At 71.0% G+C, this 26683-nt stretch carries 18 protein-coding genes, 1 tRNA gene and 1 pseudogene; 8 read left to right on the top strand and 12 right to left on the bottom strand.

Annotated elements, in window-relative coordinates:
- Positions 1-2: 2 nt before the first annotated feature.
- A complete protein-coding gene (locus DEJ46_RS29805; RefSeq protein WP_150271304.1) occupies positions 3-1799 on the bottom strand; it encodes a 5'-nucleotidase C-terminal domain-containing protein in 1797 nt (598 codons plus the stop codon).
- A gap of 161 nt (positions 1800-1960) precedes the next feature.
- Here DEJ46_RS29805 and DEJ46_RS29810 point away from each other — a divergent pair, with 161 nt between their 5' ends.
- The gene (locus DEJ46_RS29810; RefSeq protein ID WP_223835199.1) at positions 1961-2647 is read left to right on the top strand and encodes an SIMPL domain-containing protein; all 687 of its coding nucleotides are present in this window, start codon (positions 1961-1963) and stop codon (positions 2645-2647) included.
- A 146-nt stretch (positions 2648-2793) separates the two neighbouring features.
- Positions 2794-4221 carry a pyruvate kinase gene (gene pyk, locus DEJ46_RS29815; RefSeq protein ID WP_150271308.1) on the top strand — a complete coding sequence of 476 codons (1428 nt, stop codon included), beginning with the start codon at positions 2794-2796 and terminating at the stop codon, positions 4219-4221.
- Positions 4222-4276: 55 nt separating this feature from the next.
- Here the strand turns inward: pyk and DEJ46_RS29820 are convergent.
- A tRNA-Leu gene (locus DEJ46_RS29820) sits at positions 4277-4349 on the bottom strand.
- Between the two features lie 116 nt (positions 4350-4465).
- Here DEJ46_RS29820 and DEJ46_RS29825 point away from each other — a divergent pair.
- Entirely contained in the window at positions 4466-5119 is a 654-nt protein-coding gene (locus DEJ46_RS29825; protein WP_055646376.1) for an ANTAR domain-containing response regulator, read from the top strand.
- A 109-nt stretch (positions 5120-5228) separates the two neighbouring features.
- Here DEJ46_RS29825 and DEJ46_RS29830 read toward each other — a convergent pair whose 3' ends face one another.
- The 7 genes from DEJ46_RS29830 to DEJ46_RS29860 form a co-directional block, all read right to left on the bottom strand.
- Positions 5229-5945, bottom strand: coding sequence for an ABC transporter ATP-binding protein (locus DEJ46_RS29830; RefSeq protein ID WP_030325214.1), 717 nt, complete (start codon positions 5943-5945; stop codon positions 5229-5231).
- The gene (locus tag DEJ46_RS29835) at positions 5942-7012 is read right to left on the bottom strand and encodes an ABC transporter ATP-binding protein (RefSeq protein WP_150271310.1); all 1071 of its coding nucleotides are present in this window, start codon (positions 7010-7012) and stop codon (positions 5942-5944) included. The genes DEJ46_RS29830 and DEJ46_RS29835 overlap by 4 nt, the downstream gene beginning before the upstream one ends.
- A gap of 3 nt (positions 7013-7015) precedes the next feature.
- Positions 7016-8848 (bottom strand): branched-chain amino acid ABC transporter permease, encoded by a 1833-nt coding sequence (locus DEJ46_RS29840; RefSeq protein WP_150271311.1) that lies wholly within the window; start codon positions 8846-8848, stop codon positions 7016-7018.
- A 5-nt stretch (positions 8849-8853) separates the two neighbouring features.
- The gene (locus tag DEJ46_RS29845; RefSeq protein ID WP_055603621.1) at positions 8854-9783 is read right to left on the bottom strand and encodes a branched-chain amino acid ABC transporter permease; all 930 of its coding nucleotides are present in this window, start codon (positions 9781-9783) and stop codon (positions 8854-8856) included.
- A 119-nt stretch (positions 9784-9902) separates the two neighbouring features.
- Positions 9903-11123: a branched-chain amino acid ABC transporter substrate-binding protein gene (locus DEJ46_RS29850; protein ID WP_411757839.1), complete on the bottom strand. Its 1221-nt coding sequence runs from the start codon at positions 11121-11123 to the stop codon at positions 9903-9905.
- A gap of 563 nt (positions 11124-11686) precedes the next feature.
- Positions 11687-12172, bottom strand: a complete 486-nt coding sequence (locus tag DEJ46_RS29855) for a PaaI family thioesterase (RefSeq protein ID WP_150271314.1) — start codon at positions 12170-12172, stop codon at positions 11687-11689.
- A gap of 54 nt (positions 12173-12226) precedes the next feature.
- The gene (locus DEJ46_RS29860; RefSeq protein ID WP_150271316.1) at positions 12227-14509 is read right to left on the bottom strand and encodes an FdhF/YdeP family oxidoreductase; all 2283 of its coding nucleotides are present in this window, start codon (positions 14507-14509) and stop codon (positions 12227-12229) included.
- Positions 14510-14645: 136 nt separating this feature from the next.
- On the opposite strand from DEJ46_RS29860, the gene polA reads away from it, so the two are divergent.
- Positions 14646-17366 carry a DNA polymerase I gene (polA, locus tag DEJ46_RS29865; RefSeq protein WP_150271318.1) on the top strand — a complete coding sequence of 907 codons (2721 nt, stop codon included), beginning with the start codon at positions 14646-14648 and terminating at the stop codon, positions 17364-17366.
- Between the two features lie 664 nt (positions 17367-18030).
- Positions 18031-18324 (top strand): annotated as a pseudogene (locus tag DEJ46_RS40155) (serine hydrolase); the annotation flags it as partial.
- A gap of 214 nt (positions 18325-18538) precedes the next feature.
- On the opposite strand, the gene DEJ46_RS29875 reads toward DEJ46_RS40155, so the two are convergent.
- Entirely contained in the window at positions 18539-19429 is an 891-nt protein-coding gene (locus DEJ46_RS29875; protein ID WP_150271322.1) for a DUF4184 family protein, read from the bottom strand.
- Positions 19430-19705: 276 nt separating this feature from the next.
- Between DEJ46_RS29875 and DEJ46_RS29880 the strand changes: the two genes are divergently transcribed.
- From DEJ46_RS29880 to DEJ46_RS29890, 3 genes are all read left to right on the top strand, one after another.
- A complete protein-coding gene (locus tag DEJ46_RS29880) occupies positions 19706-21583 on the top strand; it encodes a lytic transglycosylase domain-containing protein (protein ID WP_150271324.1) in 1878 nt (625 codons plus the stop codon).
- Between the two features lie 171 nt (positions 21584-21754).
- On the top strand, positions 21755-21895 hold the full coding sequence (locus DEJ46_RS29885; RefSeq protein ID WP_150271325.1) for an SPW_0924 family protein: 141 nt from the start codon (positions 21755-21757) through the stop codon (positions 21893-21895).
- A 9-nt stretch (positions 21896-21904) separates the two neighbouring features.
- A complete protein-coding gene (locus tag DEJ46_RS29890; protein ID WP_150271327.1) occupies positions 21905-22900 on the top strand; it encodes a DUF3068 domain-containing protein in 996 nt (331 codons plus the stop codon).
- On the opposite strand, the gene hrpB is transcribed toward DEJ46_RS29890, so the two are convergent.
- Positions 22884-25445 (bottom strand): ATP-dependent helicase HrpB, encoded by a 2562-nt coding sequence (gene hrpB / locus DEJ46_RS29895; protein ID WP_150271329.1) that lies wholly within the window; start codon positions 25443-25445, stop codon positions 22884-22886. The two genes, DEJ46_RS29890 and hrpB, sit on opposite strands and share 17 nt — an antisense overlap.
- 68 nt (positions 25446-25513) lie before the next feature.
- Positions 25514-26353, bottom strand: a complete 840-nt coding sequence (locus DEJ46_RS29900) for a class I SAM-dependent methyltransferase (RefSeq protein WP_150271331.1) — start codon at positions 26351-26353, stop codon at positions 25514-25516.
- Between the last annotated feature and the right edge of the window lie 330 nt (positions 26354-26683).

Consider the following 26683-nt stretch of genomic DNA (forward strand, 5'->3'; position numbering starts at 1 on the left):
GACTAGAAGACCGGCACGCCGTCCCGGGTCAGCTTCCAGTCCACCGACGCGAACAGACCCGGGTCGACCGTCCCCTTCGCCTGCACCCACTGGATGATGGTGTTGCGGATCTCGTCCGAGTTCGCCCACAGCTGCTGGGCGTTCGCGATGTGCGGGAACGCGCCGCCGCCGCTCGCCCGGTAGTTGTTGACGGCGAGGACGAACTTCGCGGCCGGGTCGAGCGGCTTGCCCTCGAAGGAAAGACCGACGATCCGCTGCCCGGCCGGCTTCGCGATGTCGATCTCGTACGTCAGACCCGACACAGCGTCGTAGTTGTAGTCCGGCGTGCCGTCCGCGTTCGTCAGCTTCGCGGTGTCCACGGGCGCGTCCGCCGCCGTCCGGACGTAGTACTTCGCCGAGTACTCCAGGTACTCCTTCAGCTGGGCGCCCGTCAGGAGGCGGGCCTCCAGGGTGTTCTCGAAGGGGTAGAGCCCGGCGGCGTCCTTGATGGAGATGGCGCCGGCCGGGATGCGCGCCGTGCGCGAGAAGCAGGAGGCCTGTGAGAGCACCGGCAGCGCCGCGTGCGCGCCGCCCGCGAGGGCCGCCTTCACCGTCTCCGCCTGGACGACGTTGATCAGGTCGATGATCGGCTCGTCCTTCCACGGCGCGTCGGCCGTGGTCATGACCGCCGTGGAGGTGCCGATGACCTGGTTGACGTACGCGACGACCTTCCGGTGCTCGTCCGCGAGCAGCCCGGTGATCTTCGGGTCCTCGGCGACCGTGTTGGAGTTGAGGACCTGCGCCGCGACCTTCTCGACGACCCAGCGGCCCTTCTCCCACACCAGGTCGAAGTCGAAGGTGGTGAGGCGCTGGCCCCACTTGAGCGGCTCGGACAGGACGACGTCCTTGCCGGTCTCCTTGTTCTTCACCCGGTACTCGGCGATCTCGGTGTGCGCGTGGCCGACGAGGATCGCGTCGATGCCCGGGACCTGCTCGGCGACGAGCCCGGCCGCGTTCTCGATGTGGGGGAGCTGGTCACCGTACGAGGAGGTGCCGCTGGAGCCGGAGTGCGCCGAGACGACGACCACGTCCGCGCCCATCGAGCGCAGCTTCGGCACCCACTTCGCGGCCTGCTCCTCCAGGCCGGGGAAGACCATCTTCCCGGAGACGTTCGCCTTGTCCCAGATGGCGATGCCCGGGTTGGTCAGGCCGAGTATCGCGACCTTGACGTCCCTGCCGTGCGGGGTGCACATCCGGTGCATGCTGTACGGCGGGAAGGCCGGGCGCAGGGTCTTCGCGTCGAGCGCGTTGGCGCCGAGCAGCGGGAAGTCGCACTGCTCCTCGAACTTCCGGAGCACCGGGATGCCGTAGTTGAACTCGTGGTTGCCGAGCGCGGCGGCGTCGTAGCCGATGGCGTTCATCGCCTGGGCCATCGGGTGGACCGGGCCGCCGGCCTTCGTGATGGGGTCGACCTTGGCGTAGTAGTAGGACAGCTGGGTGCCCTGGATGGTGTCGCCGGCGTCGATGAGGAGGGTGTTGCGACGGCCCTTCGCCGCGCGGACCTGGTCGACGAGGGTGGAGATCTTGGCGAGACCGATGTCGTTGTGCGCCTTGTCGTCGAACTCCTTGTCCGTGAAGTAGTCCCAGTTGAAGACGTTGCCGTGCAGGTCGGTCGTGCCCATCACGGTGAACGCGTACCGCTTCGCCGGCTTGGGACGGCGCTCGTGGGCCTCGGCGGGGGCGGCGACACCCGCGGTGAGGGCGGCTCCGGCCCCGACGGCCACGGAGCTCTCCAGGAACGTCCGGCGGTTCAACGGCATGTGTTTCTCCTTGGTTCGACGGCGTTGCTCACGGCGCACGATCGGCACGCACAACGCGCGTAGATTCTGGCTCAGGCGGCACGTCGGCAACAGCCCTTTCGGGTTACGGAGTGGGAAAGTGTTCGGTGGACGATCGTTGCCGAACATGGAGGAGTCAGGACGTGACGCAGGAACACGCGACCTCGCAGGCCCCGCAGGTGACGGTGCGTGGCGAGGGGCGGCTGGAGGTCGATCCCGAGTTCGCCCGGATCTGGGTGACGGTCTCCGCGCGCGGTACGGACCGCTCGGCGACGCTCGCCGAGCTGACCCGGCGGAACGGGCAGGTACTCGACCTCGTCAAGGCGCAGGGGGATGCGGTCGAGAAGCTGGAGACGGGCCGGTTCTCCCTCTCGCCGGAGCTCGGCAGGCGCGGGCGCGGCGAGCGGGTGCACGCCTACGTGGGCCGGGTGCGCCTGACGGCCGAGCTGACCGACTTCACGGCTCTCGGGGAGTTGGTGACCCGGCTCGCCGACGTGGAGATGACGGGGGTCGACGGCCCGTGGTGGGAGCTGCGGCCGGACTCCCCGGCCTACGCGGAGGCGCGGCGCCTCGCGGTGACGGAGGCCGTGCAGCGGGCGCGGGCCTACGCGTCGGCCCTTGGCACCTCGCTGGCCTCACTCCTCGAACTCTCGGACGCCGGACTCGCGGGCGCCGGCCTGTCGCCGATGTCCCCGGTCTTCGCCGCGGCACCGGCGGGCTTCGCGACGGAGCGGGCCGGCGAGGCTCCTCCGCTGGACCTCGAACCGCAGCGCCAGACGGTCACGGCGGAGGTCGTCGCGCGCTTCACGATGGTGCCGCCCGCACTCTGAGACAAGGGGCGCGGAGGCACGAAAATCGCTCATCGGAGCACCCCGGTGCACAGATTCAAGACTTGTCAACAACCTTTCATGGAAAGGTTGTTGAGTAGTCATGCCGCACCAATTTCCTACTGATGGGTAAGGCCTAGGCTCGACTCATGCGCCGAGCGAAAATCGTTTGTACCCTTGGGCCCGCCACCGAAACATACGACCAGATCAAGGCGTTGATCGAGGCCGGGATGGACGTGGCCCGCTTCAACCTCAGTCACGGCACGTACGTCGAGCACGAGGAGCGCTACCAGCGCGTACGCAAAGCCTCCGACGAGACCGGCCGCAGCGTCGGTGTCCTCGCCGACCTTCAAGGCCCGAAGATCCGCCTCGGCCGCTTCCGTGAAGGTCCCGTACTCCTTGAACGCGGCGACGAGTTCACCATCACCGTCGAGCCGATGGAGGGCGACCGCCACTGCTGCGGGACGACCTACCCCGGCCTCGCCGCGGACGTGACCGCGGGCGAGCGCATCCTCGTCGACGACGGCCGCGTCACCCTGGAGGTCACCTCCGTCGAAGGCCCCCGGGTGAACACCCTGGTCATCGAGGGCGGCATGGTCTCCGACCACAAGGGCCTCAACCTCCCCGGTGTCGCCGTCTCCGTGCCCGCGCTGTCCGAGAAGGACATCGAGGACCTCCGCTGGGCCCTGCGCACCGGCGCCGACGTCATCGCCCTCTCCTTCGTCCGCAGCGCCCGGGACATCGTGGACGTCCACCGGATCATGGACGAGGAGGGCCGCCGGCTGCCCGTCATCGCCAAGATCGAGAAGCCGCAGGCCGTCGAGAACATCGACGAGATCGTCGCCGCCTTCGACGGCATCATGGTCGCCCGCGGCGACCTGGGCGTCGAAATGCCCCTGGAGCAGGTGCCGATCGTCCAGAAGCGGGCGGTCAAGCTGGCCAAGCGCAACGCGAAGCCGGTCATCGTCGCCACCCAGATGCTCGACTCGATGATCGACAACTCCCGCCCCACGCGCGCCGAGGCGAGCGACGTGGCGAACGCGGTCATCGACGGCACCGACGCCGTCATGCTCTCCGGCGAGACCAGCGTCGGCCGCTACCCGATCGAGACGGTCCGCACCATGAGCCGGATCGTCGAGGCCGCGGAGGAGGACGTCCTCGCCAAGGGGCTGCCGCCGCTGACGGAGCGCAACAAGCCCCGCACCCAGGGCGGCGCCGTCGCCCGGGCCGCAGCCGAGATGGGCGACTTCCTCGGGGCCAAGTTCCTGGTGGCCTTCACGCAGTCCGGCGACACGGTCAAGCGGCTCTCCCGCTACCGCTCGCCGATCCCGCTGCTCGCCTTCACCCCGGACCCGGCCACGCGCTCGCAGCTCAACCTCACGTGGGGCGTCGAGACCTTCCTCGGCCCGCACGTCGACTCCACGGACGCGATGGTGGCCCAGGTCGAGGAGGAGCTGCTGAGGATCGGGCGTTGCCGTCCGGGCGACATCGTGGTCATCACGGCCGGTTCCCCGCCAGGTGTCGCCGGTTCGACGAACCTGGTGCGGGTCCACCACATCGGCGAGCCCCTGACATAGGCCGTCCGGCGGAGCGCGGACCTCTTCGTCTCGAACCTTGGAATCAAAGGTAAAGTGCCCCGGGTGGGATTCGAACCCACGCTGTATGGTGTTTGAGACCACTGCCTCTTCCGCTGGGCTACCGGGGCATCCTTCGAAACGAAGGTCGGTGATCACCCGCCGTGCCCCTACCTTACAGGAGGTGGGTAGGCTCATGGGGAGCTGTATCCGCCTCCGGAACGAGGCCATCGAACGAGGAGCCCGCGTGACCGCCCCCGAGTCGCCCCAGCCCGCCGACGACGCCGAGCCGTCGCACGTCCCGCCGCTGACGACCCGTGTCGTCATCGCCGAGGACGAGGCGCTCATCCGCCTCGACCTCAAAGAGATGCTGGAGGAGGAGGGCTACACGGTCGTCGGTGAGGCCGGAGACGGCGCCACCGCCGTCGAGCTCGCCCGCGAGCACCGCCCCGACCTCGTCATCCTCGACGTCAAGATGCCCGTCCTCGACGGCATCTCCGCCGCCGAGAAGATCGCCGGCGAATCCATCGCCCCGGTCCTCATGCTGACCGCCTTCTCGCAGCGCGACCTCGTCGAGCGCGCCCGGGACGCCGGCGCCATGGCGTACCTGGTCAAGCCGTTCAGCAAGAGCGACGTGGTGCCCGCCATCGAGATGGCCGTCTCCCGCTTCGCCGAGCTGCGCGCCCTGGAGAAGGAGGTCGCCGACCTCTCCCTCCGCCTGGAGACCCGCAAGCTGGTGGACCGCGCCAAGTCGATCCTGCAGACCCAGTACGGGCTGACGGAGCCGGCCGCGTTCCGCTGGATCCAGAAGACCTCCATGGACCGGCGCATGTCGATGCAGCAGGTCGCCGAGGCGGTCATCGAGGACGCCGAGGAGAAGAAGGCGGCCAAGGGGCAGTAGCCCCGTACTCGTACTCGTACTCGTACTCGTACTCGTACTCGTACGAAAGGAAGGCCCGCCCCACGTCACTGTGGGGCGGGCCTTCCGTCTGTGGTGCGGACCGGTCCGGTCAGTCCTCGCCGAGGTATGCCTTGCGGACGGACTCGTCGTGGAGCAGGTTCTGTCCCGTGCCCGAGAGCACGACCTTGCCGATCTCCATGACGTGACCCTGGTCCGCCAGGGCGAGCGCGGCCTGGGCGTTCTGCTCGACGAGCAGGATCGTGGTGCCCTGGGCCTTCAGCTCCGCGATCGTCGCCATGATCTTCTGCATCATGATCGGCGAGAGACCCATGGAGGGCTCGTCGAGCATGAGCAGCTTCGGCTGGGACATCAGCGCCCGGCCCATGGCGAGCATCTGCTGCTCGCCGCCGGAGAGCGTGCCGGCCGCCTGCTTGCGACGCTCACCCAGGATCGGGAAGAGGTCGTAGGCGCGCTGGACGTCCTTGGCGATGCCCGCGGTGTCCTTCCGGAGGAAGGCGCCGAGGAGGAGGTTCTCCTCGATCGTCATGCGGGGGAAGATGTGCCGGCCCTCGGGGGAGTGGGCCAGACCCAGCGAGACGATCTTGTGTGCGGGGATCTTGCGGAGGGACTTGCCCTCGAACTTGATCTGGCCGCCGACCGGCTTGAGGAGCCCGGAGAGGGTCCGCAGGGTGGTGGTCTTCCCGGCGCCGTTGGTGCCGATGAGGGTGACGACCTCACCGGCGTTGACGGAGAAGGAGATGCCCTTGACGGCCTCGATCTTCCCGTAGGCGACGCGCAGGTCCTCGACTTCGAGCAGTGCGGTCATGCGTCGTTCTCCTTGCCCGAAGCAGGGTCGTGCGGGGTGTCCTCCGAGGACTCCGGGGCGTCGGCGGCCTCGGGGGCGTCCTCGGCGGGGGCCTCGTCGGCGTCCTCCTCGGAAGCCGTGTCCTCGTCCGAAGGCGCGTCCTCCTCGGAAGGAGCGTCCTCGTCCGAAGGCGCGTCCTCCTCGGCGGGCGCGTCCTTGGAGGGCGCGTCCTTCGCGGGGGCCTCCTCGGCGGGGGCCTCCACCTCCGGCGTGCTCTCCGCGACGGGCTCGCCCAGGTACGCGGCGATGACCCGCTCGTCGCTCTGGACGGTCTGGCTGTCGCCCTCGATCAGCTTCTGGCCCTGGACGAGCACGGCGACCCGGTCGCAGAGGTTGAAGATGAACCGCATGTCGTGCTCGATGACGAGCACGGCGATGCCCATGTCCCGGATGGCGAAGATGAGTTCCTCCGCCGCCCGCGTCTCCTGCGGGTTCATGCCGGCGGTGGGCTCGTCGAGCAGGATCAGACCGGGGTCGCTCGCGAGGGCGCGGGCGATCTCCAGCTTGCGCTGCTCTCCGTACGGGAGGTTCTTGGCGAGGTGCTGCGCCTTGTCCTGGAGGCCGATGAACTCCAGGAGCTCCATGGCCCGCTCGGTCGCCTCCGCCTCGGCCTTCTTGAAGCCGGGCAGACGGAGAAGCGCCGACCAGAGGCCCTGCTTCATCCGGGTGTGGCGTCCGACGAGGACGTTCTCCAGGACCGTCATGTTGTGGAACAGACGGATGTTCTGGAAGGTACGGGCGATGCCGGCGTCGGTGACCTTGTACGACGTGGGCGGCAGGACCGTGCCCTTGTACCGGACCTCACCCTCGGTGGGGACGTAGAGGCCGGTGAGGCAGTTGAAGAAGGTGGTCTTGCCGGCGCCGTTGGGGCCGATGAGGCCGACGATCTCGCCGCTGTTGACGGTCAGGTTCACATCGCGTACGGCGGTGAGGCCGCCGAAGCGCATGGTGACCCCGCGCGCGTCGAGAACTGCCTCGCCTGCGGTCGGCGCGGTGGTGGCGTCGGCGGTCTTCGTGGTGGTCGTCATGGTTCAGGCACCTGCCTTGGCGGGCGTGGCGGGCGTCTCGTCGTTCTCGTGGAACTCCAGCTGGTTGCGCCGGTTGGCGATCATGCCCTCCGGGCGGAAGCGCATGAGCAGGATCAGCGCGACGCCGAAGGCGAAGAGCTGGTACTCGCCCATGAACTGCAGCTTGTTGGGGATCAGGAAGAGCAGCGAGGCACCGACCAGCGGACCGCTCATCGTGCCCATGCCGCCGAGGACGACGGCCGCGAGCAGGAAGGCGGAGTTGGGCGGGATGGGACCGGCGAAGAGGTACTGCTCCGGGGTCACCGTGTAGGTGACGTGGGCCTGCACGGTGCCGGCGAGACCGGCGAGCGAGGCGCCGAGCGCGAAGGCGATGAGCTTGACCCGGAAGCCGTTGATGCCCATGGCGAGCGCGGCGGTCTCGTCCTCGCGGATGGCGACCCAGGCGCGGCCGATACGGGAGTCGCCGCTGCGCCGGAAGACCAGCACGACGACCGCCATGATCAGCAGCATCAGGAAGAAGTAGTTCGCGAAGCGGCCGATGGTGAAGCCGGCGATCGCGTGCTCCGCGCCGAAGTCGAACCCGAAGATGTTCAGGTTCGGGATGGACGCGATGCCGTTGGAGCCGTTGGTGATGTCCGGACCGGAGGTGCCGTCGGTGTTCATCACCGCGATGCGGAAGATCTCACCGAAACCGAGCGTCACGATGGCGAGGTAGTCGCCGCGCAGCCGCAGGGTCGGGGCGCCGATGAGGACACCGAACACCAGGGAGGCTCCGGCGCCGACCAGGACGGCGGCCCAGAAGGGGAGGTGGACGCCGAACGGGGAGGTCGGGGCGCCCGAGACGAGGGCGGCCGCGTAGGCGCCGACGCCGAGGAAGGCGACGTAACCGAGGTCGAGGAGACCGGCGAGGCCGACGACGATGTTCAGGCCCAGGGCGACCGTGGCGAAGATCAGGATGTAGACGCCGAGCGTCGCGTACTGGTCGTCGGTCTGGGTGAAGGGGAAGAGCGCCGCCGCGATGAACGCACCCGCGATGGTGAGGTTCTGGTGCTTCTTGGTGAGCTGCGTGGCCTGCTGCATGAGGCCCGACTTGTTGACCGCGGCGAAGCCGAGGCCGGCCGTGATCAGGAAGCCGACGAACAGCTCGTCGTACTCGGTGCCGACGCCGTAGGTGAAGACGCCGAGCGCCACGGCGAGGATGCCCGTGATGATCAGGATCTCGACCGAGGAGTGCATCGGGGGCAGCTTGCGGGCGGTGCCGGTGGAGGCGAAGGCGCCCTTGAAGGCCGTCCAGCCGTTGCCGGCGCGGTGCTTGAACTGGTCCCAGCCGGTGTCCTCGGGGTCCACGGGGTGCACCGAGGGCCGCACGAAGGGAAGGGCGAGGGCGCCGAGCAGGGTGAGCAGGGAGGTGAGCGCGACGATCGCGCCGCCCGGCTCCAGGTTGACCGGACCGCCCAGCGAGATGCTGATCGCGGCGACGGTGTACCAGGTGGTGCCGAAGGTGGCGAGCGCGGCGACCTTGACGGCCGCGTCGGCGCCGGCCGGGGTCAGCCAGCGGGTGCCCTTGACGCCGTAGGAGGAGAGGGCGAAGAGGGCGGTGAGCAGACCCAGGACGAGGACCTGGAGCTGGAGGCCGGCCGGGGAGCCGTAGTACGTGAGGTCGCCGGGGAACGTGTCCGTCCAGGTCCAGGCGAGGAAGCAGCTGGCGACGGTGAGGACGGAGCCGCCCAGGACGAGGGCGCGGGCGGCTTTGGCCGGCAGGAAGCCGATCAGGCCGGTCGCCTCGTCCTGCTTGGCGACGGATGCCGCCTGGGTGTTCTCGGAGATGGTGGTCATGGTGCTCACGCCCTGTCCGCGACGCGCTCGCCCAGGAGGCCTTGTGGCCGGGCGAGGAGTACGACGATGAGGAGTACGAAGGCCCAGACGTCGGCCCAGGACTGGCCGCCGAGCTGCTCCATACCGGGGATGTGGCTGACGTACGCCGTCGCCATGGTCTCGGCGACACCGAGGACGACTCCGCCGATCATGGCTCCGTAGATGTTGCCGATACCGCCGAGGACGGCGGCCGTGAAGGCCTTGAGTCCGAGGAGGAAGCCCATCTTGTAGTCGACGACGCCGTACTTGAGGCCGTAGGCGACCGCGCCGACGGCGGCCATCGCGGCACCGAGGGCGAACGCGATCACGATGATCCGGTCCGTGTTGACGCCCATGAGCTTCGCGGTGTCCGGGTCCTGCGCCGTGGCCTGCATGCCGCGGCCGACACGGGTCCGCATGACGAAGAAGGCGAGGACGGCCATGCAGATCGGGGCGGCGATGAGCAGGAAGACGTCACCGGTCTGGATGGTGACGGGGCCGAGCTCGATCGGACCGCCGGGGATCTGCGGGAAGGTCCGGGCGGACTTCGCCTCCGGGTACCACACCCACACCGCGTACTGCAGGGCGAGCGAGAGGCCGATGGCCGTGATGAGCGGGGCGAGGCGGGGGCCGCCCCGTAGCGGACGGTAGGCGAACCGTTCCGCTCCGACGGCTATGGTGGTCGCGACTATCACGGCACCGATGATCATGACGGGCAGCGCGACCCACATGCTGGTGCCGCCGGGCAGGATGAGCCAGACCGTGAGCGCCCCGAAGCCGCCGGTCATGAAGATCTCGCCATGGGCGAAGTTGATGAGCTGGACGATGCCGTAGACCATCGTGTAGCCGACGGCGACGAGCCCGTACATGGATCCCAGTAGCAGGCCGTTGACCAGCTGCTGCGGCAGTTCGTTCACCGCATTGTCCTCCGAGACTTTCGACGGATGTGACACCGCGCGGGGAGCCTGGTGCGGCCCCCCGCGCGGTGAAAGTGGTGCTGAGTGGTGCTGGTGGTGGTGCGGAGTGGGGTGGCGGATCAGCCGCCGAAGGTGTCGGACTTGACCGGCTTGAACGCGCCGCCCTCGACCTTGTAGACCGTCAGCTGCTTGTTGGTGGTGTCACCGAACTCGTCGAAGGAGACCTTGCCGGTCACGCCCTCGAAGGAGACACCCTGCATGGCCTCGACGACCGCGGCGCGCTCGGGGGCCTTGCCGCCGTTGCCCTCGGTGGCCTTCTTGACGGCCTCGATGATCGCCCAGGTGGAGTCGTAGGCGTAACCGCCGTAGGCCTCGTAGGCCTCCTTGTAGCCCTTGGCCTTGTAGTTGGCCAGGAACTCCTTGGCGGAGTCGAGGGACTCGATCGGCGCGCCGACGGAGGTGGCGATGTCGCCGTTGGTCGCGGCCGCGCCGCCGAGCTTCACGTACTCGGGGCTGTAGATCGCGTCGCCGCCGACGACGACGACCTTCGCGCCGGCTTCCTTGATCTGCTTGGCCAGCGGGCCGGCGGCCGGGTACTCGCCACCGTAGTAGACGACGTCGGCGCCGGAGCTCTTGACCTTGGTGGCGACCGCGGAGAAGTCCTTGGTGTCCGGGTTGATGTGCTCGGTGCCGAGGACCTTGCCGCCGAGCTTCTCGAACTCGCCCTTGAAGGTGCCCGCGAGGCCGGCGCCGTAGGTCTTCTTGTCGTCGATGATGAAGGCCTTGGTCTTCTTGGCCTCGGTGAAGACGTACTGCGCGGCGAACGGGCCCTGGATGGCGTCCGTGGTGGCGGTGCGGAAGTACGACTTGTAGGTGCGCTTCTTGTCGCCGCTGCTCCAGTTGATGCCCTGGCTCAGCGCCGGGTTGGTGTTGGCCGGGGAGACCTGCACCAGCTTGGCGTCGTCGAAGACCTTCTGCATCGACTCGGCGACGGAGGAGTTCAGCGGGCCGACGACGCCGAGGACGGACTTGTCGGCGACGAACTTGGTCGCGTTCTGCTGGCCGGCGGAGGGCTGGGCCTGGTCGTCCAGGGACTCCAGCTTGAAGGTCACGCCCTTGACGTAGGACTTCTCGTTGGCCGTCTTGACCGCGAGGTCGGCCGAGTTCTTGATGCCGAGGCCCAGGGCGGACAGCTCACCCGTGAGGGGCGCGTCGAGACCGATGGTCACGGTGACGTTGCCGCCGTCGCTGCCGCCCTTCTCGCCGCCCTTGTCGTCGCGCGAACCACAGGCGGTGAGAGTGAGGGCTCCCGCGGTGACCGCGGTGGTGAGTATGAGCATCGAACGGTTTCGCACGAAGGGTCCTTTCCCTGGCGCGGCCCCCTCGGATGAGGCGGTGCCGTGAAGCTGCGGAGCGAGGGGTGCCGTTGTCGAACGCCGGGCCGTACTGGGGTGGTACTAGGGCCGTGCCGTAGGACGCGCCCGGCGGCGCGGTGACTGGCGGTGACTCTAAGCGCAGGTGGGGAGGGTCGGGGAGGACCGAGGACAGGATGTGACTGTCTTGTTATGCCGACGGGGAAAGAGTGTGCGCGGCGGGGGGGAATATCGGGGCATAGCAGCCGGTAATGCAGTGTTCACATAGTGAGAACGCGCAGTTCCGCTAAGGGGCTTGAGCGATTCTTGGTACTGACGGTCCGCTCAGCGGACTCTCCGGATATCGGACAGTGGCAGAAAGCTCAGCGGACGAATCGGCCCTTCCGTTCCGCCCGAATTTCCCCCGTTCACCTCCCGAATGAAGATCACGGAGAGTAACAATGGGTGGAATCGAAGAGGGGGCGGTGAAGGGTGGGACGGCGAAGGGGCGGCACCCGTGGGTGCCGCCCCTTGATCGTCCGTCCTGCCCGTCAGCCGCCCGCGACGATCCCCGCGTCCTTCGCGGTGACCTCGCGCAGCAGGCAGGTCAGCCGCGCCGAGCAGACCCGCTTGTCCTGCTCGTCGGTGATGACGATCTCGTACGTGGCGGTGGACCGCCCGCGGTGCACCGGGGTCGCCACTCCGGTCACGACGCCGCTGCGCACCCCGCGGTGATGGGTGCAGTTCAGGTCGACGCCGACCGCGATCTTCGACACCCCGCCGTGCAGCATCGAACCGATGGATCCCAGCGTCTCGGCGAGCACCGCAGAGGCGCCGCCGTGGAGGAGCCCGTACGGCTGCGTGTTGCCCTCCACCGGCATCGTGCCGACGACCCGCTCGGCCGAGGCCTCCACGATCTGCACGCCCATCCGGTTGCCGAGGTGCCCGGCGGAGAAGAGCGCCGGCAGGTCGACGCCGAGTACCGCGTACTCGTCGATGACCTCCTGCGGGAACTTCACGTGCTGCTGTTCACCCATGGCCCGGCTCCGTTCGTCTTCGTACGGCAATCGCTTGAGCGCCTGAGCAAACGCTTAGGCTGACTGTGATTGTTCCAGACGGACGATCACGGACTTGCTGGCGGGTGTGTTGCTGACGTCCGCCGTGGACTCCAGCGGCACGAGGACGTTCGTCTCCGGGTAGTAGGCGGCCGCGCAGCCCCGGGACGTCGGGTAGTGCACCACCCGGAACCCGGGCGCCCGCCGCTGGGTCCCGTCCGTCCACTCGCTCACCAGGTCCGTGTACGCCCCGTCGGCGAGCCCGAAGGCCGCCGCGTCCTCGGGGTGGACGAGGACGACCCGGCGGCCGCCCTTGATGCCCCGGTAGCGGTCGTCGAGGCCGTAGATCGTGGTGTTGTACTGGTCGTGCGAGCGGAGCGTCTGGAGCAGCAGCCGGCCCTCCGGCACCTTCGGGTGCTCGACGGGCGCGGCCGTGAAGTTGGCCTTGCCGGTCTTCGTGGGGAAGCGGCGCTCGTCGCGCGGGCCGTGCGGCAGCGCGAAACCGCCCGCGTTCGCCGCGAGGCGGGCGTTGAAGTCCTCGAAGCCGGGCACCACGCGCGCGATGCGGTCCCGGATCGTGGCGTAGTCCGCCTCGAACTCCTCCCAGGGCGTGGCCGATCCGGCCCCGAGGGCGGCCCGGGCCATGCGCGCCACGATCGCCGGCTCGGACAGCAGGTGCGGGCTCGCCGGCGGCAGGTTGCCGCGCGAGGCGTGCACCAGACTCATCGAGTCCTCGACCGTCACGATCTGGCGGCCGCTCTTCTGCACGTCCTTGTCGGTGCGCCCGAGCGTGGGCAGGATCAGCGCGCGCGTGCCCGTGACCGCGTGCGAGCGGTTCAGCTTCGTCGACACGTGGACGGTCAGACGGGCGTTGCGCATCGCCGCCTCCGTCACCTCCGTGTCGGGCGTCGCCCCCACGAAGTTGCCGCCCATAGCGAAGAACACCTTCGCCTCGCCGTCGCGCAGCGCCTGGATCGAGCGGACCACGTCGAAGCCGTGATGACGCGGCGAGACGATCCCGAACTCCTTGTCCAGGGCGTCCAGGAAGGCCGGCGCCGGGCGCTCGAAGATGCCCATCGTGCGGTCGCCCTGCACGTTCGAATGGCCGCGCACCGGGCACACGCCCGCGCCCGGCCGCCCGATGTTCCCGCGCAGCAGAAGGAAGTTGACCACCTCGCGGATGGTCGGCACGGAGTGCTTGTGCTGCGTGAGCCCCATGGCCCAGCAGACGATCGTCCGCTCCGAGGCGAGCACCATCTCCAGGGCCCGCCCGATCTCGGCGCGCGTCAGCCCGGTCGCGGCGAGCGTCTCGTCCCAGTCGGCCTCCCGCGCCGCCGCCGTGAACTCCTCGTACCCGTGGGTGTGTTCCCGTACGAACTCCTCGTCGACCGCCCCGGGAGTTTCCAGGACCAGCTTGTTGAGGAGCCGGAAGAGGGCCTGGTCGCCGCCGATCCGGATCTGGAGGAAGAGGTCGGTGAGCGCGGCGCCCTTGAGCATGCCCTGCGGGGTCTGCGGGTTCTTGAACTTCTCCAGACCGGCCTCGGGCAGCGGATTGACCGAGATGATCTTCGCGCCCGCAGCCTTCGCCTTCTCCAGGGCCGAGAGCATCCGGGGGTGGTTCGTGCCGGGGTTCTGCCCCGCCACGACGATCAGGTCCGCCCGGTGCAGGTCCTCCAGGGAGACGCTGCCCTTCCCGATCCCGATGGTCTCCGTCAGCGCCGAACCCGAGGACTCGTGGCACATGTTGGAGCAGTCCGGGAGGTTGTTCGTGCCGAACTCACGGGCGAAGAGCTGGAGCAGGAACGCGGCCTCGTTGCTGGTCCGGCCCGAGGTGTAGAACAGCGCCTCGTCGGGGGAGCCCAGGGCCCGGAGCTCCTCGGCGATGATCGCGAAGGCCCGCTCCCAGGTCACCGGCTCGTAGCGCTCGCCGCCCTCCGGCAGGAGCATGGGCTGGGTGATCCGGCCCTGCTGGCCCAGCCAGTACCCGCTGCGGGTCGCCAGGTCCGCCACCGGGTGCGCGGCGAAGAACTCCGGGGTCACCCGGCGCAGCGTCGCCTCCTCGGCGACCGCCTTCGCGCCGTTCTCGCAGAACTCCGCGACGTGCCGCTTGTCCTCCTCGGGCCAGGCGCAGCCGGGACAGTCGAAGCCGTCCTTCTGGTTGACCTTGAGGAGGGTCCGGGCGGTGCGGCCGAGCCCCATCTGCTCCCGCGCGATCCGCAGGGTGTGCCCGATGGCGGGCAGGCCTGCTGCGGCGTGCTGCGGCGGTGTGACCTGCGGTGCGTCCTGTACCGGGTCACCGGCCGGCGGCTTGCTGACCATCGCGCTCTCCCTTGAGCGGTAATCCTGCGGCGTACGCCTCCGATCCTGTCACGCGCCACCGACGGCGCGGGGGGCCGGGCGGGGCGGCGGGGCACGTGCGACCGGGAATGTCAGTGGGGCGTGGGAGGATCGTTCCGTGGCCGAGACAGCATCGAAGAAGACCGAGAAGACCGAAGCGGACCGCCCGCGACTCCTCCTCATGGACGGGCACTCCCTGGCGTACCGCGCGTTCTTCGCGCTGCCCGCGGAGAACTTCACCACCGCGACGGGCCAGCCGACGAACGCGATCTACGGTTTCGCCTCGATGCTGGCGAACACCCTGCGCGACGAGGCGCCCACGCACTTCGCCGTCGCGTTCGACGTGTCCCGCAAGACGTGGCGGTCCGACGAGTTCCCCGAGTACAAGGCGAACCGCTCGAAGACCCCCGACGAGTTCAAGGGGCAGGTCGAGCTGATCGGCGAGCTCCTCGACGCGATGCACGCGCCGCGCTTCGCGGTCGACGGCTTCGAGGCCGACGACGTCATCGCGACCCTCGCCACCCAGGCCGAGGCCGAGGGCTTTGAAGTCCTGATCGTCACCGGTGACCGCGACTCGTTCCAGCTGGTCAGCGAGCACACCACCGTGCTCTACCCCACCAAGGGCGTCTCCGAGCTGACCCGCTTCACCCCGGAGAAGGTCCAGGAGAAGTACGGCCTGACCCCCTCGCAGTACCCCGACTTCGCCGCCCTGCGCGGCGACCCGTCCGACAACCTCCCGGGCATCCCCGGCGTCGGCGAGAAGACCGCCGCGAAGTGGATCAACCAGTTCGGCTCCTTCGCCGAGCTGGTCGAGCGCGCCGAGGAGGTCAAGGGCAAGGCCGGGCAGAACTTCCGCGACCACCTGGAGTCGGTCAAGCTCAACCGCCGCCTGACCGCGATGGTCACGGACGTCGAGCTGCCGAAGGGCGTCACGGACCTCGCCCGCGAGCCGTACGACCGCGGGGCGGTCGCGCTCGTCCTCGACACCCTGGAGATCCGCAACCCCTCGCTGCGCGAGCGGCTCCTCGCCGTCGACCCGGGTGCCGCCGAGGCCACCGCCCCGGCCCCGGAGGCGGGCGTCGAGATCGACGGCACCGTCCTCGGCGCCGGCGAGCTCGCCCCCTGGCTCGCCGAGCACGGCACCGAGCCCCTCGGCATCGCCACCGTCGACAGCTGGGCCCTCGGCACGGGGAACGTGAGCGAGATCGCCCTCGCCGCCGCCGGCGGGGCTGCCGCCTGGTTCGAGCCCAGCGCGCTCGACGAGACGGACGAGCGGGCCTGGGCCGCGTGGATCGCCGACCCGGACCGCCCCAAGGTCATGCACAACGCCAAGGGCGCCATGCGGGTCTTCCCCGAGCACGGCTGGAGCATCGCGGGCGTCACCATGGACACCGCCCTCGCCGCCTACCTCGTCAAGCCCGGCCGGCGCTCCTTCGCGCTCGACGCGCTCTCCGTCGAGTACCTCCACCGCGAGCTCGCCCCGGCCGCCGCCGCCGACGGCCAGCTCGCCTTCGGCGCCGACGACACCGCCGAGGCCGAGGCCCTCATGACCCAGGCGCGGGCCGTCCTCGACCTCGCCGAGGCCTTCGACGAGCGGCTCGGCGAGGTCGGGGCGCGCGAGCTCCTCCACGACGTCGAGCTGCCCACCTCCGCCCTCCTCGCCCGCCTGGAGCGGCACGGCATCGCCGCCGACCGCGACCACCTGGAGGCGATGGAGCAGCAGTTCGCCGGGGCCGTGCAGCAGGCCGTGAAGGAGGCGCACGCCTCCGTCGGCCACGAGTTCAACCTCGGCTCGCCCAAGCAGCTCCAGGAGGTCTTCTTCGGCGAGCTGAACCTGCCGAAGACCAAGAAGACCAAGACCGGGTACACGACGGACGCCGACGCGCTCGCCTGGCTGGCCGCCCAGACCGAGCACGACCTGCCCGTGATCATGCTCCGCCACCGCGAGCAGGCCCGCCTGCGCTCCACCGTCGAGGGCCTGATCAAGACGATCGCGGCGGACGACCGCATCCACACCACCTTCAGCCAGACCGTCGCCGCCACCGGACGCCTCTCCTCCACCGACCCGAACCTGCAGAACGTGCCGGTGCGCACGGACGAGGGCCGGGCCATCCGGCACGGCTTCGTCGTCGGCGAGGGCTTCGAAGCCCTCATGACCGCGGACTACAGCCAGATCGAGCTGCGCGTCATGGCCCACCTCTCCGAGGACGAGGGCCTCATCGAGGCCTTCGCCTCCGGCGAGGACCTGCACACCACGGTCGCCTCCCAGGTCTTCGGCGTCGAGCGGTCCGCCGTCGACGCCGAGATGCGCCGCAAGATCAAGGCCATGTCGTACGGCCTGGCCTACGGCCTCTCCGCCTTCGGCCTCGCGCAGCAGCTGAACATCGACCCGGGCGAGGCCCGCGGCCTGATGGACACCTACTTCGAGCGCTTCGGCGGGGTCCGGGACTATCTGCGCCGGGTCGTCGACGAGGCCCGCGCCACCGGGTACACGGAGACGATGCTCGGCCGCCGCCGCTACCTGCCCGACCTCAACAGCGACAACCGGCAGCGCCGCGAGTCCGCCGAGCGGATGGCGCTCAACGCACCGATCCAGGGCACGGCCGCCGACATCGTCAAGGTCGCCATGCTGAACGTCGACCGCGCGCTCACCGAGGCCGGCCTCGCCTCCCGGATGCTCCTCCAGGTCCACGACGAAATCGTCCTCGAACTGGCCCCCGGCGAGCGGGACCAGGTCGAGACCCTCGTCCGCGCCCAGATGTCCGCCGCAGCCGACCTCCGAGCCCCGCTCGACGTCTCGGTAGGCGTAGGCCCGAACTGGGACTCGGCGGCCCACTGACACGCACCACCAGGAGCGCCGCCCACCACGGGCGGCGCTCTTGTCGTACACCCCGGTGCGCGCGGCGCCGATGCGTACCCCTCCCCGTACCCACCCCCGTGTGGGCAATCGTCCCGCTGGGCTGGGGGTCCCCCTCTGGGGGAGGGTGGGCACACGGGACGGCGCCCCCTGCCGGGCCTAGGCTCCCGGTGCCTGAGCCCGCACCACCGTGCGCGGTGCACGTGCGGGACCGGCCCCGAAGGGCGTGCGCCAGGTGGACCACTCAGGGCGCGCCCACGCACCCCCGCTCCCAAGACTGGGAAGCATGATCACGCGCCGCCGCTCCCACCTCCGCGCCTGGGCTCTCCTCGGCGCCCTCCTCGGAGCCACGGGCACCGCCTGGCCCGCCGAGGCACACCGGGCGCCCGCACTCTGCACCTCGTCCCGCGAACCCGCCCTCGCCGCCCGCATGTCCCAGGACATCGCCGCGGCGCTCAAGGGGCGCGACGGCACGGTCTCGGTCGCCGTCCACGCCCCCGGGCGCGCACTGCGCTGCGGGCTCGGAGACACTCGGCTCTACGACTCCGCCAGCATCGCCAAGGTCCTCATCATGCAGGCCGTCCTCGGCCGGGCCGAGGAACTGGGCCGCGCCCCCACCCGGCTGGAGGCCCAGCGGATGAAGGCCATGATCACCCGCTCCGACAACACCGCCGCCACCGACCTCTGGCAAGGCCTCTCACGCGCCCGCCTGAACAGGGTGCTGCGCGAGGCCGGCGCCCAGGACACCGTCCTCGGCCACGACCGCTACTGGGGCCTCACCCGCACCACCGCCCGTGACCAGCTGGCCATGCTCGCCGCCGTCTCCCGCCGTACCGAGGCACTCGACCTGATGGGCCAGGTCGTCAGCAGCCAGGCCTGGGGCGTCACCGCCGGAGCGCCCGGCTCGGTCAAGGTGCACCTCAAGAACGGATGGCTGCCCCGCGCCACCCACGGGTGGCGCGTCCACAGCATCGGCATCGCCCTGAGCAACGGCACGGGCACCACCGCCACACTCGACTACCGGCTGGCCCTGCTCAGCCACGACAACCCCACCATGCGGTACGGGGTGCGCACCCTGGAGGGCGTCGCCCTCGCCGTGCACCGCGGACTCGCCGGCAGCACGGCGGCCCGTGGCTTCACTCCCGGGTACCGGATCAGCGAGACCTCGGACGGGAGCGTTCCGTCCGGTGCACCGGGACCTCACCCTCCGGCCCCGGCGCACCCTCCGCAGCAGTGGGGGACGTCCCCAGGAGCCGTGCCCCCGTCCCGTACAGCACGAGACCGACGGCGAGCCCCGCGCCGGCCCCGAAGCAGGCCGTCGGAATGACGTCCAGGGGCGTCTCGATCCGGCCCCAGCCCCAGTACGCCGCCCACCGCAGCACCCGGTGCGCGACACCGGCGAGGACGCAGCCGCCGATGAGGCCGACCGCGAGGAGCCGTCCCCGCGGGCCCGGGACCGGCACCCGGGCGGGCAGCTCCGTGCCCGGCGCGGTGGAGCGCAGCGCCCGGAGCACGAACCAGCAGAGGAGCCCGAGGGCCAGGGCGGAACCCCCGTACTGCGCGTAGAGATAGACGGGGAACCCGGCCACGACGTCGCCGAGGACGGGGATCGCCCGCGTGCCCCAGCGGTCGAGGTGGGTGAAGGAGTCCCAGACCACGTGGGTCGTCGAACCGAGCACCGCCGAGAGGAAGAACCAGCCCGCGAGGACCGCCGTGTGCCGGTCCCGCCAGGGACGTCCCCGGAGGAGCTCGTACAACCGCCCGCGCCACCGGGCGGGCAGCAGCGCGACGAGCGGCTCGCGCACGATCAGCCACAGGCCCACGAGCGCCGCGGTGATCAGCACGTCGGCCGTGACGATCCCGACGGGGGAGTGGGTGACGTCGCCGAAGACCATCGCCCCGGGCACCGCCGTGGCCGCGAAGTAGGTCATGTCGGGCGCGAAGGAGCCCGCGACGAGCGCGGAGGCGACCAGCGGTCCGCGCGCGGTCCCGTCGCGTCGCAGCCCGGGCAGGACGGCGGCGGCATGGCTCAGCGTGAACGGCAACGGGACTCCCACTCGATTCCGGTGGCGCCGGCCGGGGCGGGCGACGGCCGCAGTGCAAGAGGTGCAGGAGCCGCAGGTCGGTTCCCGTTTCCGGCCGTTCGGCCCGTATGTGTGCGGAGGTCACCGGTCCGGCTCCGATGGACAGGAGGCCGAGAGGTGACGAAAGCGTGAAACACGGTCAGGCGTCAGTACCCGGCGGTACGGAGTTGGCATAAGGTCGCCGGAGGTCACACGCGGGGAGCGTGGGACGCAGTCGATGGGGAGGGGACCACAGGTATGGCAGCGCAATTGGGCCGCCGGCTGCGCAAGGGGGCCACGAGCGGTGCGGTGGTGGCCGCGGCGGTCGCGGCGCTCGCCGCCTCGCAGGCGCCGGAGATGATCCCGCCGCCCGCGGACAACGCCGGAGGCGACCGGGCCATCGGCGCCGGGGACACCACGACGCCGCCGTCCGACGGTTCCGCGACGGGTGATTCCCCGTACTTCACCGAACTGCCGCCCCTGAACACCCCGAACAAGCCGGGGTTGCCCACCAACCTGCCGGTGATCACCGGGCCCGCGGAGGCCGGCATACCCGCGTCCGTCCTCGCCGCCTACAAGCGCGCCGAGGCGTCGATCCGCTCGACCGACCCCGCCTGCAACCTGCCGTGGCAGCTGCTCGCCGGCATCGGCAAGGTCGAGTCCGGGCAGGCGCGCGGCGGCCGGGTCGACGCCAACGGCACGACCCTGTCGCCGATCCTCGGCCCCGCCCTCAACGGTGTCGGCTTCGCCAACATTTCGGACACCGACGACGGCGCCTACGACGGCGACAAGATCCACGACCGTGCCGTCGGCCCGATGCAGTTCATCCCGTCGACCTGGGCGACCTGGGGTCAGGACGCCAACAACGACGGCAAGAAGGACCCCAACAACATCTACGACGCCGCGCAGGCCGCCGGTCTCTACCTCTGCGCCAACGACCGGAACCTCGCGCTCAAGGCCGACCTCGACCGCGCCGTCCTCAGCTACAACCGCTCGCGGGAGTACCTGAACACGGTCCTGTCCTGGTTCGAGTACTACAAGCGGGGCACCCACCAGGTCCCGGACGGCACGGGAGTGCTGCCGGTCGACCGCAGCGACAACCGCGGCCGGGGCAACCGCCCCGCGACCAACCCGCCGTACTCGCCCCTCCCGACGACGCCCGCGCCGACGACGTCCGCGCCGGAGTCGGTGACGCCGGACCCGAAGCCGTCCGAGACGGGCGCGCCCCCGAAGACCCCGCCGACGACGACGGATCCGGGCGAGACCCCGACGCCGACCACTCCGCCCACGGTCCCGCCCACGAAGCCGACCGACCCGCCGACGACGAACCCCACCGTCCCGCCGGCGGTCAAGGTCGCGCGGATCGCTCCCGTGGCGACCGGTGCGCTGACGGCCACGACCGGAAACGTCTTCGCCAAGGCTCCCAGGGTCGCGGCGCTGGACGCCTCGGGCGCGCCGGTCACCGGAGCGGGCATCCGCTTCGAGATCGTCGGAACCACCGACGCCCGCTTCGCCGGCGGTACGACCACGGCCACCGTCACCACCGGCTCCAGCGGCCTCGCCTCCTCTCCCGCGCTGCGGGCGGGCGAGAAGCTCGGCTCCTTCACGGTCCGCGCCACCGTCGTGAGCCGCACCCTGGCCGCCGTCGAGTTCACCGCGACGGTCACCGCCCGTCAGGCGGACACCCTCACGCGGCTCGACGGCGAGGCCGCCCTGCCCGCCACCACCGGCACCGGGTTCACCCAGCAGCTGCGGGTGAAGGCCACCGACAAGGGTGCGCTCGCCCCTGGCGTCCTCGTCACCGGACTCGTCGTCACCTCGAAGACCGCGACCGACGCGGCCGCCGAGGGCCCGTACTTCAAGGGCGAGGCGGGCACGACGGCCAGGACCAAGGCCTTCACGACCGACGCGAACGGTCTGATCACCCTCGCCCCCGGCGACCTGCTCGCGGGCGACAAGGCCGGCACGTACTTCCTCAAGCTGACGGCGCCCGGCGGCGGCAGCGTCTTCGTCGAGCTCACGGTCACGGCGCCCGAGCCCACCCCCGAGCCGTCGACCCCGGATCCCACGCCCTCCACGCCAGAATCTCCGACCGACTCGCCCGAGGCCACTTCCTCCCCGTCGACCCCGGCCTGACCGAAGGACCGCTCCCCGCGTCGCGTCCTCCAGCGCCGCCCCTCCGTCCGCACCGGACGCGAGGGGCGGCGCTCCGCGTTACCCGGGTGCAACGTGTTCTCATCTCACGGCCGCGTTGCTACGGTGCCCCAGCCCTGACGCCCTATCAGATCGAGCAGCGGGAGGCCGACCATGCGCGCCCTTGTCGCCGTCGCCATCGGACTCGCCCCAGTCCTCCTCTTCGTCCTCCTCGTCTCCCTGGTCGATCTGCCGCCCGACGGGCCCACCTCGCCCAAACCGATGCTGACCGCCGATCCCGGCCCGAAGAAGTAGGGGGCGACCGTGCGCCGCCGAGCCAGCCTCGTCCTGCTCGCCCTCGCCGTCTGCTGCGCCGCGATGGCCCCGACCCTGCGGTGGTACGCCTTCCCGCGCCTCGCGAAGATCCCCCCGAACCAGTACCAGGAGACCGTCCTGGAGGCCCGGCCGGCGACCCTCCTCAACTACTCCACACTCAAGGCCGAGAAGGTCGAGAAGATCACGATCATCCAGACCCTCAAGGGCAACGTGGAGGAGTCGAAGCGGATCGAACGCGACGCCGGGCGCGACGTCGTCGTCTGGGACGCCCTCGCCTACGTCACGGGCCCCGACGGCAAGATGGTCTCCAAGATCCCCGAGCGGTACATCTTCGACGCCCACACCCAGGACCCGGTCAACGCCACCGGCGAGACGGTCGACGGCGACCCGGTCCGGCGCGAGGGCATCGAGTTCAAGTGGCCCTTCCTCACCGAGAAGCGGGACTACCAGTACTTCGACGCCCAGACCCGGACCTCGGCCCCCATCCACTACAAGGGCACGCAGACCTTCCGCGGCCTGGAGGTCTACTACTTCGAGCAGACCGTCCCCTGGACCAAGGTCCCCATGCCCAAGACCATGCCGGTCAAGGGCATCACCCCGCAGGTCCTCGCCGACTCCGGCCTGACCCGCTGGTACACGACCAAGCGCATGTTCTGGGTGGAGCCGGTCACCGGCGCCCCGGTCAACGGCGAGGAGATCCACCGGGAGGAGCTCCGCAACGCCAAGGCTCTGATGGGCCAGGACACCATCACCGTCTTCGAGGGCCACGTGAAGATGCGCGGCGACTACGTCGACAGCATCGTCGAGATGGTCGGCTCCAACCGTCTGATGGTCATGACGCTCGTCTCCTACATGCCCTGGAGCCTCACCGTCCTGGCCCTCGCCCTCCTCGCCCTCGCCTTCTGGCTGGAGGCCCGCTCCCGCCGCCCGTCGGCGCCGGCGGCGCCGCTCCCGCCGCCCGGGCCCGTCACCGCTCCCGTCTGAGCCGCGCGCTGGTGTGCCGGGTCGGTTCCGCCGCGGAAGGGTCCTCCGGCCACGGATGCTTCGGATACCGGCCCCGCAGCTCCGCACGCACGGCGCGGTAGCCCTCCCGCCAGAACGACGCCAGGTCCGCGGTGACGGCCGCCGGCCGCCCGGCGGGGGAGAGCAGATGGACCAGGACCGGCACGCCCGCCACCCGGGGCGTCTCGGCCAGGCCGAACATCTCCTGGAGCTTCACCGAGAGCACTGGCCGCCCGTCGCCGTACTCGACCCGGATCCGCGAACCGCTCGGCACCTCGATCCGCTCCGGTGCGAGCTCGTCCAGCCGGCCCGCCTCCCCCGTCGCCCAGGGCAGCAGCCGCCGCAGGGCCGTCCCGGCGTCGATCCGCCCCAGATCGGCCCGGCGCGCGGCCCGGGACAGCTCGGGCTCCAGCCACTCCTCGGCCCGGTCTACCAGCGCCCCGTCCGCCACGTCAGGCCAGGGCCCGCCCAGCTCCCCGTTCAGGAACGCGAGCCGCTCGCGCAGCTCCGAGGCGTCCCGGCTCCACCGCAGCAGCCCGAGCCCCTCCCGCCGCAGCCCGTCGAGCAGCGCCTCCCGCACGAGAGCAGGCTCGGCCCCTGACCCCAGGGGCCGCACGGTCAGCTCGACCGCGCCCAGTCGGTCCACCGACCGCGCCACCACGTCGCCGTCCTCCCAGTGGACCTCCTCGCCCGTGGCCCGCAGATGCCCCGCCGCCCACAGGGCCGTGCCCTCGTCGACCACGGCCGCCAGCCGCACCCGCGCCGTGGCGTCCCGAGCCGTACGGTCCGCCACCGCCACGGCCAGCCACGGAGTGGACCGCAGCCCCGAACCCTCGGTGAGCCGGGCCCCGCTGCCCGACACCATCAGATAGCCGTCCTGCTCACGGGCCCTCGCCACCCGCTCCGGAAAGGCCAGCGCCGTCACCAGCCCGGCCACGGCGTCCTCACCGCCCGCCCGCGAGCCGGCCCCCGCCCTTCCTTCCCTCCCCGCTTCGGCCACCTCGCCGGCCGAACGCTCCAGGCGCCGCGCCTCCGCCTTCCACCGGGCCGCGTACCCGTCCCCGCCCCGGCGCGCCGACCGCCAGGCCGCCGTCAGATCGTCCCCGTACTCACGGGGAGGCTCCTCGCTCAGCAGCGCCACCACCTCCGCCGCCCGCCGGACGCCCACCTCGGCGGCACCGTCGAGCAGGGCCCGCCCCAGCCGCGGGTGGAGGCCGAGCCGCGACAGCCGTCCGCCGCGCTCGGTGGCCCGGCCGTCCTCGTCCACCGCGCCCACCGCCGCCAGCACGGACCGGGCCGCGGCCATCGCCCCGGCGGGCGGCGCGTCGAGCAGGGCGAGCCCCTCCGCCGTCGGATCGCCCCAGCACGCGACCCGCAGGGCGAAGTCCGCGAGATCGGCGATCCTGATCTCGGGCGAAGGAAAACGCGCCCGGCTGCCGTCCTCGGCCTCCGCCCAGCACCGGTAGACGGTGCCGAAGGCCTCACGCATCGAGCGCCCTGCCCGCTGGGTCGCCGCCGCGACCGACACCGGCACCGTCGCCAGTGACCCCAGCCCCCGCGCGTGGTCCATCCGGGGCTCCCGCGCGAGCCCCGAGTCCACGACGATCCGGACCCCCGGCACCGTCAGGCTCGACTCCGCCACCGAGGTCGACAGGACCACCCGCCGTCGCCCGCCCGGCCCGGCACCCTTCAGGACCGCGTCCTGCACCGCTGCCGGCGCCCGCCCGTGCAGCTGGAGCACCTCCGCGTCCAGACCGGCGAGCAGCCCCGCCGTCCGCGCGATCTCCCCCGTACCGGGAAGGAAGCAGAGGACGTCCCCCTCGTGCCGCTCCATCGCCAGCCGGACCGTCGCCGCCACATGCCGCAGCAGCGCCGGGTCCACCCATGTGCCGTGCGCGGGCCGGATCCCGGCCGGGGGAGCCGCGAACCGGACCGTGTATCCGTGCCCCTCGCCCTCGCTCCGTACGATCGGCGCGGGGCCACCGCCGTCCACGACCGTGAGGAGCTCCGCCCACGCCTCCGCGTCACTCGTCGCCGAGGCCGCGATCAGCTTCAGCTCCGGCCGCAGGGCCGTGCGCACGTCCACCAGGAAGGCCAGGGCCGTGTCGGCGTCCAGGTGCCGCTCGTGGCACTCGTCGAGCAGCACCACGTCCACGCCCGCCAGCTCGGGGTCGCGCTGCAGCCGCTGGAGCAGGAGACCCGTGGTCACCACTTCGACCCGGGTCGCGGGACCCACTCGCCGCTCACCGCGCACCGAGAATCCGACGGTGCCGCCGACCTCCTCGCCGAGCAGCCAGGCCATCCGCCGGGCCGCCGCGCGCACCGCCATCCGTCGCGGCTCGGCCACCAGCACCCGCCGCTTCGGTCCGTCCCCTATGAGCCCCGCGAGCGCGAGCGGCACCAGCGTGGTCTTGCCGGTGCCGGGCGGCGCGTGGAGCACTGCCGTGCCGCGCTCCGCGAGCGCGGCCAGCAGCTCGGGGACGGCATGGCGGACGGGGAGCAGGTCGAGTGCGTCGTTTCGGATCACGCACTCAGTCTCGTACGAGCCGAGAAAAGCCGGGTCCGGTTGTCCACAGGACCCACCTGTTCATAGGACTAATCCTGGCGTTCGCAGACGAAGATCGCCGTGCCCGGGATCAGGTTGCCCCGGAGCGGGGACCAGCCGCCCCACTCCTGGCTGTTCCAGGCCGGCCACTCCGGCTCGACCAGGTCCACGAGCCGGAAACCGCCGGCCACCACGTCCCGCACCCGGTCCCCGAGCGTCCTGTGGTGCTCCACGTACACGGCCCGGCCCTGTTCGTCCTGCTCGACGTAGGGCGTGCGGTCGAAGTAGGAGGCCGCCACCGACAGCCCCTCGGGCCCCGGCTCGTCCGGGAACGCCCAGCGGATCGGGTGCGTCACCGAGAAGACCCAGCGGCCACCGGGCCGCAGCACCCGGCGGACCTCGCGGAAGACCCGTACCGGATCGGCGACGAACGGCACCGCGCCGTAAGCCGAGCAGACCAGGTCGAAGGAGCCGTCCCGGAAGGGCAGCGCCCCGGCGTCCGCCTCCACCAGCGGCACGTCCCCGCCGATCCGCAGCGCGTGCTGGAGCTGCCGGTGCGAGAGGTCGAGGGCCACCGGCCGCGCCCCCTGCGCCGCCAGCCAGCGCGAGCACTGCGCCGCCCCCGCGCCGATCTCCAGGACGTCACGCCCCTTCAGCGAAGCGGCCGGCCCGAGCAGCTCGGCCTCCGCCTCGTCGAGTCCTTCGGGTCCCCACACGAACCGGTCGTCGCCGAGGAAGGCCCCGTGCTCGCTCTGGTACTCGTCCGCGTTCCGGTCCCACCAGCCGCGGCTCGCCCGGCTGCTCTCCGCGTCCCCCGCGTCACGCCGGGTGGCCTCGGCATCGTCCTCGGCCGCGTCCTGGCCCTCGTGCTGTTCGTACTCTTGGTTCATCTCGCCCGCCGATGTAGTTTGCGCTCAGTGCAGCCGTGCGGCCGCCCCCGTCGATGCGGCGTGGATCCGGCGTGGCGGCAAGAAATAGTGCCGGGTTTGCGCGGATCTGCCCCGGGTGCGCGCTTCGCGCATTGACCCTGTCCGGCCGCCCCCGTATGCTAAAGGTTGCGCTGCGGGCCTGCGCGCCTCAGACGGAGCAGGCCGCGCTCGTACCTGTTGTATGTCCCCTCGGTTTTCGAGGCGCCTTCCGGTTTCCGGGCAGGGGCTTCATTGCTGTCCGGCTTCTTGGTGCGATACGGGCTCTCGGCGTAGCAGTACCTACGACTTTCT

Source organism: Streptomyces venezuelae, assembly GCF_008642375.1.
In the GTDB taxonomy this organism is placed as follows: Bacteria; Actinomycetota; Actinomycetes; order Streptomycetales; family Streptomycetaceae; genus Streptomyces; species Streptomyces venezuelae_G.

Bases quoted from the DNA above. Each gene is read 5' to 3' on its own strand.
- DEJ46_RS29900 (WP_150271331.1), bottom strand. From the start codon at position 26,353: ATGAACCAAGAGTACGAACAGCACGAGGGCCAGGACGCGGCCGAGGAC.
- DEJ46_RS29830 (WP_030325214.1), bottom strand. From the start codon at position 5,945: ATGACCGCACTGCTCGAAGTCGAGGACCTGCGCGTCGCCTACGGGAAG.
- DEJ46_RS29880 (WP_150271324.1), top strand. From the start codon at position 19,706: ATGGCAGCGCAATTGGGCCGCCGGCTGCGCAAGGGGGCCACGAGCGGT.
- DEJ46_RS29835 (WP_150271310.1), bottom strand. From the start codon at position 7,012: ATGACGACCACCACGAAGACCGCCGACGCCACCACCGCGCCGACCGCA.
- pyk (WP_150271308.1), top strand. From the start codon at position 2,794: ATGCGCCGAGCGAAAATCGTTTGTACCCTTGGGCCCGCCACCGAAACA.
- DEJ46_RS29840 (WP_150271311.1), bottom strand. From the start codon at position 8,848: ATGACCACCATCTCCGAGAACACCCAGGCGGCATCCGTCGCCAAGCAG.
- DEJ46_RS29855 (WP_150271314.1), bottom strand. From the start codon at position 12,172: ATGGGTGAACAGCAGCACGTGAAGTTCCCGCAGGAGGTCATCGACGAG.
- DEJ46_RS29850 (WP_411757839.1), bottom strand. From the start codon at position 11,123: ATGCTCATACTCACCACCGCGGTCACCGCGGGAGCCCTCACTCTCACC.
- DEJ46_RS29805 (WP_150271304.1), bottom strand. From the start codon at position 1,799: ATGCCGTTGAACCGCCGGACGTTCCTGGAGAGCTCCGTGGCCGTCGGG.
- DEJ46_RS29885 (WP_150271325.1), top strand. From the start codon at position 21,755: ATGCGCGCCCTTGTCGCCGTCGCCATCGGACTCGCCCCAGTCCTCCTC.
- DEJ46_RS29860 (WP_150271316.1), bottom strand. From the start codon at position 14,509: ATGGTCAGCAAGCCGCCGGCCGGTGACCCGGTACAGGACGCACCGCAG.